General features: G+C 67.2%; 10 protein-coding genes, 1 pseudogene and 1 riboswitch. Of the genes and pseudogenes, 2 read left to right on the top strand and 9 right to left on the bottom strand.

The annotated features are described in order from the left end of the window. Position 1: 1 nt before the first annotated feature. The 4 genes from LK03_RS16830 to LK03_RS16845 form a co-directional block, all read right to left on the bottom strand. Complete coding sequence (locus LK03_RS16830; RefSeq protein WP_038413533.1) at positions 2–790, bottom strand: ABC transporter ATP-binding protein; 789 nt, start codon at positions 788–790, stop codon at positions 2–4. Beyond that, complete coding sequence (locus LK03_RS16835; RefSeq protein WP_038414793.1) at positions 787–1782, bottom strand: FecCD family ABC transporter permease; 996 nt, start codon at positions 1780–1782, stop codon at positions 787–789. Before LK03_RS16835 ends, LK03_RS16830 begins: the two co-directional genes overlap by 4 nt. Before the next feature lie 20 nt (positions 1783–1802). Further along, a complete protein-coding gene (locus tag LK03_RS16840) occupies positions 1803–2810 on the bottom strand; it encodes an ABC transporter substrate-binding protein (protein WP_038413534.1) in 1008 nt (335 codons plus the stop codon). Positions 2811–2937: 127 nt separating this feature from the next. Beyond that, positions 2938–3136, bottom strand: a riboswitch (cobalamin riboswitch). Positions 3137–3163: 27 nt separating this feature from the next. Next, positions 3164–4330, bottom strand: a complete 1167-nt coding sequence (locus tag LK03_RS16845) for a DUF1624 domain-containing protein (protein ID WP_038413535.1) — start codon at positions 4328–4330, stop codon at positions 3164–3166. Between the two features lie 241 nt (positions 4331–4571). On the opposite strand from LK03_RS16845, the gene LK03_RS22040 reads away from it, so the two are divergent. Further along, on the top strand, positions 4572–5129 hold the full coding sequence (locus tag LK03_RS22040) for a sterol desaturase family protein (RefSeq protein WP_038413537.1): 558 nt from the start codon (positions 4572–4574) through the stop codon (positions 5127–5129). Here the strand turns inward: LK03_RS22040 and LK03_RS16855 are convergent. From LK03_RS16855 to fni, 5 genes and pseudogenes are all read right to left on the bottom strand, one after another. After that, positions 5050–5982: pseudogene (locus tag LK03_RS16855) on the bottom strand (phytoene/squalene synthase family protein); the annotation flags it as partial. The gene LK03_RS22040 and the pseudogene LK03_RS16855 overlap by 80 nt on opposite strands. Then, positions 5979–7469 (bottom strand): phytoene desaturase, encoded by a 1491-nt coding sequence (locus tag LK03_RS16860; RefSeq protein ID WP_038413538.1) that lies wholly within the window; start codon positions 7467–7469, stop codon positions 5979–5981. The pseudogene LK03_RS16855 and the gene LK03_RS16860, both read right to left, overlap by 4 nt. Beyond that, on the bottom strand, positions 7466–8635 hold the full coding sequence (crtY, locus tag LK03_RS16865) for a lycopene beta-cyclase CrtY (protein ID WP_430962049.1): 1170 nt from the start codon (positions 8633–8635) through the stop codon (positions 7466–7468). The genes LK03_RS16860 and crtY overlap by 4 nt, the downstream gene beginning before the upstream one ends. Beyond that, complete coding sequence (locus tag LK03_RS16870) at positions 8622–9887, bottom strand: glycosyltransferase (RefSeq protein ID WP_038413541.1); 1266 nt, start codon at positions 9885–9887, stop codon at positions 8622–8624. The genes crtY and LK03_RS16870 overlap by 14 nt, the downstream gene beginning before the upstream one ends. Continuing rightward, complete coding sequence (fni, locus tag LK03_RS16875) at positions 9884–10921, bottom strand: type 2 isopentenyl-diphosphate Delta-isomerase (RefSeq protein WP_038413542.1); 1038 nt, start codon at positions 10919–10921, stop codon at positions 9884–9886. The genes LK03_RS16870 and fni overlap by 4 nt, the downstream gene beginning before the upstream one ends. Positions 10922–11100: 179 nt before the next feature. Between fni and LK03_RS16880 the strand changes: the two genes are divergently transcribed. Further along, positions 11101–11997, top strand: a complete 897-nt coding sequence (locus LK03_RS16880; protein ID WP_049870532.1) for a polyprenyl synthetase family protein — start codon at positions 11101–11103, stop codon at positions 11995–11997. The last annotated feature ends 29 nt before the right edge of the window (positions 11998–12026 follow it).

Genomic DNA, 12026 nt, shown 5'->3' on the forward strand with positions numbered 1-12026 from the left:
TTCAGGGGGCGCGCACGCGCAGTACGCGGGCGCCGTCATAGGGATCGGTGAGGTAGTGGGCGTGCACGCCGAAGGTGCTCAGCAGGCGCGCCGGGGTCAGCACCTCGAACGGCGCGCCGAGGGCCACCAGGCGACCGCCTTCGAGCACCGCCAGGCGGTCGCAGGTCAGCGCCTGATTGAGATCGTGCAAGGCCACCAGGGTGGTCACCGGCAGCGCCTGCACGCAGTGCAGCAGGCTCAACTGATGCTGGATGTCGAGGTGGTTGGTCGGCTCATCGAGCAGCAGTACCTGCGGGCGCTGGGCCAGGGCGCGGGCGATGTGCACGCGCTGGCGCTCACCGCCGGACAGCTCGCCCCACAGGCGCTGTTGCAAGTGCAGCGCATCGACATCGCGCAGGGCTTGTTCGACGATCGCATGGTCTTGGCCTGCGAACGGCGCCAGGGCCGACAGCCAGGGCGTGCGGCCTAAGGCGACCGCGTCATACACGCGGATCGCCTCGTGGGTATCGGCCTGCTGCTCGACCAGCGCCAGACGCTGCGCCACCCGCCGGCGCGGCAGGCTGTCGAGCGGCTCGCCGAACAACTGCACGGCGCCGCTGCTGGGCGCACGCAGGCCGGCCAGCAGCTTGAGCAGGGTGGATTTGCCCGAGCCATTGGGGCCGACGATGCCCAGGGTTTCGCCGGCCAGCACCTGCAAGTCGATGCCGTGCAGCAACTGATGGCCGCGCACGCGCAGGCCCAGCTCGACGCAGCGCAACGGCGCCAGGTGCACGTCGCTGAGGTTGCTCATCGTGCCCCCCGACGGCTGATCAGAATCAACGCGAACACTGGCGCGCCAATCAGCGCGGTGACCACGCCCACTGGAATCACCTGGCCAGTGATGAGGGTGCGCGACAGCACATCGGCGCTGATCAGGAACAATGCGCCACCCAGGGCGCTGGCCGGCAGCAGGCGGCTGTGACCGGGGCCCAGCAGCAGACGCAGGGCGTGTGGAATCACCAGCCCGACGAAGCCGATGGCGCCGACGATCGACACCATCACCGCGGTGACCAGCGCCGCGCAGCTGATCAGCAGCAACTGGGTACGGCGCACCGGCACCCCCAGCGAGGCCGCCGAATCGGCACCGAAGGTGAAGGCATCGAGGCTGCGCCGGTGCCACAGGCAGATCGCCAGGCCCAGCAGCGCCACCGGCAGTGCGAGGCTGACCGACGGCCAGCGCACGCCACTGAGATTGCCCAGCAGCCAGAACAGAATGCCCCGCGCCTGCTCGGCGGTGGCCGATTTGGTGATGAGAAACGCGGTGATGGCATTGAACAGTTGCGAGCCGGCGATACCGGCCAGAATCACCTGGGCATTGTTGTGCGTCGGCCCTGCCGCGCGGGCCAGCAGCAGCACCAGGGCAAAAGCAAACAGCGCGCCGATGAAGGCGCCCGCCGAGAGCGACAGCGCCGCTCCGCCAATGCCCAGCAAACCGACCGCCACCGCGCCGGTCGAGGCGCCGGCGGACAGCCCGAGCAGGTAGGGTTCGGCCAGCGCGTTACGCAGCAGCGCCTGCAGAATCACCCCGCAGGTCGCAAGGCCCGCGCCGCACGCCGCAGCGACCAGCGTGCGTGGCAGGCGGTAGTTCCAGACGATGCCGGCGTCGATCGGGTCGAGCGGGTAACCGGCCTGCCACAGATGATTGGCCAGCACCTGGTACACCAGCTTGAGGGAAATCGGCGTTTCGCCGATGGCGACCCCGGCCAGCAGCGCCGCCAGCAGGGCCAGCAGCGCCAGCGCCATGGCCGGCAACAGGCGCGCACTCACGGTGCGGGCTTACCGCTGGCGAAGGCGCTGGACAGCGTCTCCAGACCTCGGAACAGGCGAATACCGGCCTGCATGGCCTCGGCGTCGAGGACGATGATGCGCCCGGCCTTGACCGCGTCGAGGTTCTTCGCCACCGGATCGCTACGGAGAAACTCCAGCTTCTTCTGGTAGTCGTCGGCGGGGAAGCGGCGGCGGTCCATGCGCGCGATGATCAGCCAGGTCGGATTGGCCTTGGCCAGGGTTTCCCAACCCACGGTCGGCCATTCTTCGGTGGACTCCACCACGTTGCGCACGCCCAGGGTCTGCAGCATGAAGTCGGCCACGCCCTGACGCCCGGCCACGTAGGGGTCGATGTCCAGATCGGCGCTGGAGAACCAGAACAGCGCGGTGGTGCCCGACAGGTCCTTGCCCGCCAGGCGCTGCTTGGCCTGGGCCAGGCGTGCCTGCAGATCGGTATTGAGCGCGGCGCCGCGGTCCTGCACGTCGAAGATCTCGGCCAGCTGGCTGACGCTCTTGTAGATGCTCTCGACCTGGAACTGCTGGGTGCGCGTGCCATCGGCGCCGGTGAGGTTGTCCTTGCCTTCGCAGTCGGAGGGCAGCAGGTAGGTGGGAATGTTCAGCTCATGGAACTGCTCGCGGGTGCCGACCACGCCTTGCGCGCCAACCATCCACTCGAACTGCGCGGTGACCAGTTGCGGGCGTTTGCCGACCACGGCCTCGAAGCTTGGGTCGTTGTCGGCCAGGCGCTCGACCTTGTCGTTGAGGGTCTTGAACTCGGGCAGCACGTCGTTGAACCACAGCGAGGTGCCGGCCAGCTTGTCGCCCAGGCCCAGCGCGTAGAGGATTTCCGTGCCGGCCTGGCCGATGGTCACGGCGCGCTGCGGGGCGTGGGCGAAGCTCAGCGGCTGGCCACAGTTGTCGATCTTGAGCGGGTAGTGGGTGGCGGCTGCCTGGGCCAGGCCAGACAAACCCAGGCCCGCGAGCAGGGCGGCGAAACGTAGCATTGGGCGATCTCCTATCGAATACAGCGGCAGGGCTGCGACACGGACAGGCATCGTCGAGGCCGCCTGCGCAAAGGCAGGCGGCGCCACCCTGGGAAGGGTGCAGATGGCCGTCCCGGACACCCCGCCGGTCGGTGAATGTGTGCCGGCAGGTCTCCTGACTGATGCGTCTTCGCCCGGCTCCAGCCTTCCCGGGCGCAGGCCCAGTGGCATCGATGGAGCAGGCTCGGCACCTACAGTTGCGGGGGCAGTTCCGTTTAGCTCAGCCGTTGGCGAGCCACGGATTCCCTATTAATTCCTGGGTGGAAACCGGCGGCCGGCATGGTAGACCATCGGCCGCTGGCAGGGAACGGCTTTCACAGGTATTTGAGCCAGGCGATGTCGCGCCGGCGCGCCTTGAGCCGAGCGAAGGCACGCACCGGAGGGTACAGCGCCACGCTCAGCAGCACGGCGCACAGCCACACCGCGCCCATGCCGTCGAAGCCGAAGTAGTCGCCCTGGTTCAGACCAAAGATCGCCACGCACAGCACATAGGCCACTTTCAGTACGTACAGGTGCAGCAGGTAGAAAAACATCGGCGCCGCACCCAGCACCGCCAGCACCCCGACCCAGCGCGCCTGCCCGGCGCGCTCGAAACCGCGCAGCAGCAACAGGCCGCAGCCCAGGGTCAGGCACAGGAACAGCAACGACGGCGGGTACTTGGTGATGTTGAACAGGCTCATCAGCGTCTGCACCAGGCTTGGGTAGCTGTTCCACGGCGCCTCGCCATAGCCGTTGATCAGGCGCAGCACCACGAAGCCCAGCAGCGCCGCGGCCGCAGCCAGCAACAGACGCCGCTGGCGCACCTGGGCATTGGCGCCACGGGCGAACCAGGGGCCCATGGCATAGCCCAGGGCGATCACCCCGATCCACGGCAGCAGCGGGTAGGAGGTGCGCAGGCGCATATGTTCGGAGACGTCGAGCCAGCCACGGTCGTGGAGGATCGCCCATGGCACGTGCATCAGCGAGTCTGCGCCGAAGTGCACACCGTCGAGCAGGTTGTGCCCGGCGATGATCAGCACACCCAGGGCGATCAGCGCTGATCGCGGCAGCCACACCAGCGCGGCGAGGGCGATCATGCTCAGGCCGATGGCCCAGATCACTTGCAGGTAGACGACGCTGGGCGGCAGCTGGAAGGTCCAGGCGAAATTGACCACGGTGAATTCCAGCAGCACCAGGAACAACCCGCGTTTGAACAGAAATGCCGAGACCGCCTGGCGGCTCTGCTGTTTTTCGCCATACAGCCAGGCCGAGAGACCGGTGAGCAGGACGAACACCGGGGCACACAGGTGCGCCAGGGTACGGCTGAAGAACAGCACAGGTTCGGTGCTGGCCACGGCCATGGGGTCACCGACCTGGTGATGCAGAAAGAAGGTTTCGCGAACGTGGTCGAGCAACATGAAGAGCATCACCAGGCCGCGCAGAGCGTCGATGCTCTGCAGGCGCTGGGTGAGCAGGGTGGGAGTGGCATTGGCACTTGTCATGGGCAATCGCAGGCAAGGGGTTGATGGCAAACGAAATGTTATCTTATATCGTTTACCGCGACAGCCACTACGCTTTTTTCGCCTGAGTGAAGAATTGTCCTACACAGGTCAAGCCTTACGACCCTGGTCATGCTAGGGTCGAGCACTCACTGCGAAACGCCTTGCCAGCGCTGAAACGGCGTGGAACGTCGCAGCGCCTGATTGACTCCAAGCCCCATCACCACGAGCCGAATCGAACACCATGCTGACCAACCTCGTCGTCTTTCTCACCACCTTGGCTGCCATGGAAGGGGTCGCCTGGCTGGCGCACAAGTACCTGATGCATGGCATTGGCTGGGGCTGGCACCGCTCGCACCATGAGCCGCGCCATGGCCTGTTCGAGAAGAACGACCTATACGCCGTTGTCTTTGCCGTGCTGGCGATCATCCTCATCGCCCTGGGCAACGCTGGCTGGGCGCCGCTGCAATGGATCGGCGCAGGGATGACGGCCTACGGCCTGCTGTATTTCATTGCCCACGACGGCCTGGTACACCGTCGCTGGCCGTTCCGTTTCGTGCCGCGCAGCGGCTACCTCAAGCGTCTGTACCAGGCGCACCTGATGCACCACGCGGTGCACGGGCGCGAAGGCTGCGTGTCGTTCGGATTCCTCTATGCGCCATCGGTCGAGCGCCTCAAGGCGCAGTTGCGCGCCCATCATCAAGGCCCGTTGCGGGCGGCGAAGGACGCGTCCACAACTGCGGATCACGCGGCGGATAGCGCCGCAGGCGCCGATTCAGGCTCGTCCACAGCCCCGCACTGAGGGCTGCGAGTTTTTCCCCTTTGCCGGTAGAGGTGCGCGCATCCCAGGCCCGCGGCCCGGCGGCACGCACCTTGATGCCAATGCGCCGATACACCGCGCCGGCGCTGGCCACCGCCCAGGCCGACCGCCACGGCAACGCCGCCAGCCCGGCTTCGGCGCTGGCGTAGTAGGGCTCGGCGTGATCCACCAGGCGCCGGGCCATTTGCGCCACGGCGGGGCGGTGCTGGGGCTGCGTCAAGGTGGCCGGGGTCAGGTCGAACTCATCCAGCCACTGGCGCGGCAGGTAGCAGCGTCCGACCTTGGCGTCGTCGATGATGTCGCGGGCGATGTTGGTCAGCTGCATGGCCAGGCCCAGGTCGCAGGCGCGGTGCAGCACCTGCGCCTGCTGGGTGCCCATGATGCGCGCCATCATCAGCCCGACCACCCCGGCGACGTGGTAGCAGTACTGCAGGGTGTCTTCCAGGGTCTGGTACTGGCGCTCGTCGACATCCATGGCGAAGCCTTCGAGCAAGTCGAGCGCTTCCTGGCGGTGGATGCCATGGCGCTGCTGCACCTCCTGCAAGGCGGCGAACGCCGGCTCCCGGGCTGGGGCGCCAAGGTAGACGTCATGGGTCTGTGCGCGCAGCTCGGCCAGGCGCTGCTGAGCCTGGGCTGGGGTCAACAGCACGGCATCGTGGCCGGCCTGCTGGCCGTCGATGACGTCGTCGCAGTGCCGGCACCAGGCATACAGCAGCACTGCGCTGCGCCGGGTATCGGGGTCGAACAGCCGTGACGCGCTGGCAAAGCTCTTCGAGCCCACGGCGATGCTGTTCAGGGCGTGCGCCAGCAACGGGTCGGCGGCAGGTGCATTCATGCGTGCAGATCCTCGAGCATCAGCCCGGCAGTGGCCTTGGCCGAGGCGATCACCCCTGGCACGCCGGCACCGGGGTGAGTGCCGGCGCCGACCAGGTACAGGTTGTTGACCTGCTGATCACGGTTGTGCGGGCGGAACCAGGCGCTTTGCGTCAGCACCGGTTCGAGCGAGAACGCCGAACCCAGGTGGGCATTGAGCTGATCGCGGAAATCCACTGGGGTGAAGCTGCGGCAGGTCACCAGGTCTGCGCGCAGGCCGGGCATGTAGCGCTGTTCCAGGTAACTCAGAATGCGTTCGCGGTAGCGCGGCTCTTCGATTTCCCAGTCGGTGTCGGCGTTGCCCAGGTGTGGCACCGGTGCGAGCACGTAATGGCTGGAGCAGCCAGGCGGCGCCAGGCTCGGGTCGGTGGCGCAGGGGGTGTGCAGGTACAGCGAAAAATCATCCGGCAGGCGCGGGCCGTTGAAGATTTCCTTGATCAGCGGCTGGTAGCGCGCGCCGAAGCACACGGTGTGGTGCTGCAACTGCGGCTGCTCGCGCTTGAGGCCGAAATGCACCACGAACAGCGAGTTGCTGAAGCGCTTGCCTTTGAGCCGCTCGGCTTCGCGCTGACCGCGTGGATGCTGGCCGAGCAGCTCGCCATAGGTGTGCACCACGTCGGCGTTGGAGGCCACCACGTCAGCCGGCCAGCGCTGGCCATCAGCGGTGCGCGCCGCGACGATGCGATCGCCTTCGGTGTCCAGTGCGGTGACATCGGCATTGAGTACCAGGCGTCCGCCGAGGTCTTCGAACAGCTTGGCCAGGCCTTGCACCAGCGCGCCGGTGCCGCCGCGCGGGAACCACACCCCCCATTGCCTTTCCAGGGCGTGAATCAGGGTATAGATCGACGAGGTCGAGAACGGGTTGCCGCCCACCAGCAGGGCATGGAACGAGAACGCCTGGCGCAGTTTCTCGTTGCGCACGAACTTCGCCACCATGCCGTAGACGCTGCGCCAGGCTTGCAAACGGGCCAATTGCGGGCCGGCCTGGAGCATGTCCTTGAACGACAGGAACGGCACTGCGCCGAGCTTGATGTAGCCCTCGGCAAGCACCGCTTTGGAGTACTCCAGAAAGCGCCGGTAGCCTTCGACATCGGCCGGTTCCATGGCGTGGATCTGCCGCTCCAGCTCGGCCTGGTCGTTGCCGTAGTCGAAGAACGTGCCGTCCTCCCAGCACAGCCGGTAGAACGGCGCCACCGGCAGCAGCTCGACGTAATCGCGCATCGGCTTGCCGGCCGCCTCGAACAGCGCTTCGATGGCCGACGGGTCGGTGATCACCGTCGGACCTGCGTCGAAGGTGAAGCCTTGATCCTTGTACACGTAGGCGCGGCCACCGGGCAGGTCGCGGCGCTCCAGCAGGGTGGTGGCGACGCCGGCAGCTTGCAGGCGAATGGCCACGGCCAGGCCACCGAGGCCAGCGCCGATGACGACGGCGGTTTTACCAGGGGTCATGAATGTTCCTCGAAATGACGGGGGGAGTGACGCAGCGCGGCGCGCAACGCCTGTCCAACAGGTACCGGCGGCTTGCCGGTGAGAATCCGTAGACGGTCGCCCAGGGTGCTGCGTCCAGCATAGAAACGGGCGATCAGCGGCTCGGGCAGCCGGTAGAAACGTTGCATGACCTGCCAGCGCTGTCCGGCATCACCGGCCAGGAACAGCATGCGATTGAGCAGGCGGTAGAAGCCCTGCTGCTGCCAGCGCTGGCGCTGGTAGGCGACGAATGCCGGGGCCAGGTGCGCGTGGTCCAGATGCGTCTGGTCCGCCAGCCAGTCGGCCAGGCGCACGGCCTCGGGCAGCGAATAGCCGGTGGTGCAGTGGAACAGGTTGCCGCGCAGGCCAGCCTGCAGCGCGTTGCCGTGCGCGGCCTGCCAGGCGGGAAAATCGCCGGCCAGGGTGATCGGCAGCACGCCGCGCTCTTCACGCACCAGGCGTTGCACCTGCCAGCCGTGCTGGCACAGGTACTGGGCGATGTGCTCGCGCAGTTGCTCGCTGCTGGGGGGTGAGTGTTCGACGTAGTGGGTGTCTTCGATGAGCAGGGTGTCGGCACTGAACGGCAGCACATAGACGAAGCGATAGCCGTCGCCCTGCGCCACCCGCGCATCCATCACGATGGGCGCGGCCAGGCCATGGGGTTGGCGCAGTTGCAGTTCCTGGCCGAGAAACGCCTGTTGGCCGAGCACCATGTGCCGGCTGGGCTGGGCGCCGCGGCCATCGATCACGGCAGCGGCGCTCAGGCGCAGGCCACTGTCGAGCTGCACGCCGTGCGGGTCGAGTTGCACGATGCGACTGTTGCAGCGCAGTGCCTGGCCAAGATCGTTACCAATGATCTGGGCGAAGCGTTCGCTGGTGATGCTCGCATAGCCGCTTGCCAGGTGTCGCGACAAGCCTGGGAAGTGCACCTGGTAGCTCGGCCAGCGCTGGCTGACCAGCGGTGCCAGCCAGCGCTGCTGCGCCTGACTCAGGTCGGCATCGTGGAACGACCAGGTGTGGTTGCCGCCCAGGCGCTCGGCGCTTTCCAGGCACAGCACGCGCAGCTCGGGGCGCACTTGGCGTAGACGCCAGGCGATCAGGCCGTTGGCCAGGCCGCCGCCGGCCAGAATCAGATCAAAATCGTTCAAGGTCATGACTCACTGGCAGGCGGCCGTTGACGACCGCAGATTCGATGAGGTCGGCAGCCCGCTGGGCACCACCGGCTTGGCGCAAGGCACCGTCCAGGTTGCCTGTGCCTACGCAGGGGGCGGCCAGCAATGGCCGCAGCGCCGCAGCGATGCGTCGGCTACTGGCCCAGCGTGGCAACACGCCACCGAGCTGATGATAGGCCACCCGTGCGGCCACCCCGGGCTGGTCGAAGGCGATCGGCAGCACCAGCAGCGGGGTGTGCGCGGCGACCGCGTCGAGCACGGTATTCAGGCCGCCATGGCTGATCACCACCTGCGCCGCCTGCACCGCCCACTGCTGCGGGGCGAAGTCGGTGACCCAGGTGGCGCCGTTGTCGCGTAATTGCGTTTGCTGATCGGCATCCAGGCCGCCGCAGTGGGCCAGCAGCAGTTGCACGTTCAGCGTGCGGCAGGCGCGGGCGATGCGCATGAACAGGCCGAAACGATGACCCTGCAAGGTGCCCAGACTGGCGAACACCAGTGGCCGCGAGTCGCTCAGCACCCAGTCGGCGCTGGCAGTGGGGCGGCGCCAGGGGCCGGTCGCGTGGCAGTACGCCGGCAGTTGCCGGCGCGGAAAATCGAAGGCTTCAAGCGTCTGGCTGATCTGCGCCAGGGGCGATAAACAGCCGTGCAAGCCTTGACGGCCTGGCAGTTGGTGACGCTCGCAGACCTCATCGATGACCCGTTGCAGCGGTCTCATCAGCCAGTCGTGCACTTGCTCGGTGCCGCGGTACAGGCGCGGGTTGTGTCCGGGGCCGAACGGCATCACCGGCAGCGGCAGGCCCGCCTCGCGGTTGACCGGCAGTGCGCAGGCCATGGAGACACGTGGCAGGCCGAGGGCTTCGCCGATCAGGCTGCCGGCCACTTCTATCTGGTCGCACAGAACCACGTCGACCCGAGCCGTACGCAGCGCATCGGGCAGTTCTCGGCAGAGCATGGCGGTGGTGTCGGCCAACTGGCGAATCAGCCGGCGCAGCCGCAGTGGCCCATGTGGCCGCGCCGCCAGCTGCAACGCCTGCTGCAGGCTGCCGGGCGGATGACTGGCGGCGCCGAGCGTGCAGAAGCCGATGCGCGGATCGTCCAGCCACTGCCGGGCATCGGCCTGATGAAAGAACGTCACCCGGTGCCCGCGCTCCAGCAGTTGCCCGGCCACCGCTTGCAGCGCCTGATAGTGACTAGGGTAGGGCGGTGCGATGACGGCGAAGTGGCTCATCCGTGGGTCGCTTGCAGGCGCGCGCTGCGTAGCGCGTCGAGGTTGCGCGAGCCGGTGCAGAAGCAGGCGATGCGCAGCTGGCGCATCAGCACATCGAAATGCGCCAGCACCGCTTCGGTGGAGTGCAAGGCGGCCGGCAGTACGCTCGCCGCCTGCCCGACCAGGTGTGCGCCGAGGCGAATGGCCTTGGCTGCCTGCACACCATCGGCAATCCCGCCCGAGGCGATCAGCGCCGTGCCGGGCAGCGCGCGGCGCACACTGAGCAGGCACTGCGCGGTGGGCATACCCCAGTCGGCGAAGGCCATGGCCACGGCGCGATCTGCCGGCTCATTCGCCCGCTCACCTTCGACCGCCGCCCAACTGGTGCCACCCGTCCCTGCAACATCGATCACCTGCACGCCAGCGTCGACCAGGCGCATGGCCACCGAAGCGCTGATGCCCGCGCCGACTTCTTTGGCGATCACCGGCACTGGCAGACGCTGGCACAACTGTTCAATGCGCGCGAGCACACCGCGCCAGTCGCGGTCGCCTTCTGGCTGCACGGCTTCCTGCAAAGGATTCAGATGCAGTATCAACGCATCGGCCTGCAAGCCGTCGACCGCGCGTTGCGCCAGCTCGAAGCCGTCGGCCTCCAGCAGCTGTACCGCTCCCAGGTTGGCCAGCAGCGGTACATCCGGAGCCAGGCGACGCAGGGCCGTGGTCAGGCCCTGGTCGGCGCCTTCGCGCAGGCTGACCCGCTGCGAACCGACGCCCATGGCGATACCCAGATGCTGGGCGGCTTCGGCCAGGTGGTAGTTGATGCGTTCGGCGCGGGCGGCGCCGCCGGTCATGGAACTGATCAGCAGCGGCGCGCCCAGGCGCATGCCGAGAAAAGAAGTGCCCAGATCGACCTGATCGAGACTAAGCTCGGGTAGGGCGCAGTGCTCGAACCGCACCGCCGCCCAGCCATCATGGCAGTGGGAAGTGGCGCGGTGTGGGTCGAGCACGATGTCCAGGTGGTCGTCCTTGCGTTGGCTTAACGTGTTTTTCTTCATGCCGGGTTCCATGAGCCGGTGAATCATTTGTCTGCAACTGTGGTCAGTGCTTCGTGATAGTTGTACAACATGCATCGCTTTGTACAGCTAAGCTCTGAGTTATTGCATCAGGCAACGGCGAGTTCCAGTCGTTCCTTGCGCCACCGGTAAAGCTGCACCCCAACAATGATGAGGCCAGGATGACGATCACAGCACCCACGCCGCTGCCCGCCGAAGGCGACGTTGCGCACCCACTAGAGCAGTTGCGCGAAGCCTTCGAGGCACGCCTGGAGGGCGTACTTCCGGTCGCCGGCAATGCCCGCGACCTGGTCACCGCAGCCATGCGCGACTGCACACTGGCCCCCGGCAAGCGCTTGCGCCCGATGCTGCTGATGCTCATCGCCGAGGGCCTGGGCGCGCCACGTGCGGCCAGCCTCGACCTGGCCTGCGCGGTGGAACTGGTGCATGCCGCTTCTCTGGTGCTGGACGACCTGCCGTGCATGGACAACGCCCAATTGCGCCGCGGCCGCGCCACCGTGCACCTGGCGTTTGGTGAAGACGTCGCGGTGCTGGCGGCCATCGCCTTGCTCACCCATGCCTTCGGCCTGGTGGCGGTGATCGAAGGGGTAAGACCTGAGGTGCGCAATCGCCTGGTGGCGACCTTGGCCCAGGCCATTGGCGTGCAAGGTCTGGTCAAGGGTCAGTTGCAGGACCTGCGCGAGGGCGGCACTGCGCGCAGTGCCGGTGAAATCGCCCAGACCAACCAGCTCAAGACCGGCGTGCTGTTCGCCGCGATCATCGACATGGCGTGCGACCTCGGTGATGCGCCGGCTGGCGTGCGCAGCCCGTTGCAGGCCTTCGCCGTCGAGCTTGGACATGCGTTTCAACTGCGTGACGACCTGCGCGACCGCGATCCGGACAGCGGCAAGGACCAAGGCAAGGACGACGGCAAGTCGACGCTGGTGGCGCTGTGCGGCGAGACCCAGGTCAAGCGCCGGCTGCAAGGCCATGTGGCGGCGGCCCAGGCCCAGCTCGACCAGGCCTTCCAGGGCGAACAGAGCATCAGTCTGCTGCTGCACCGCCTGTTCGCCTGTTGACCTCGCCAGGCCCTCACTGGCGCCAGTTC

The sequence above is a fragment of the Pseudomonas cremoricolorata genome (genome assembly GCF_000759535.1).
Lineage (GTDB): Bacteria > Pseudomonadota > Gammaproteobacteria > Pseudomonadales > Pseudomonadaceae > Aquipseudomonas > Aquipseudomonas cremoricolorata_A.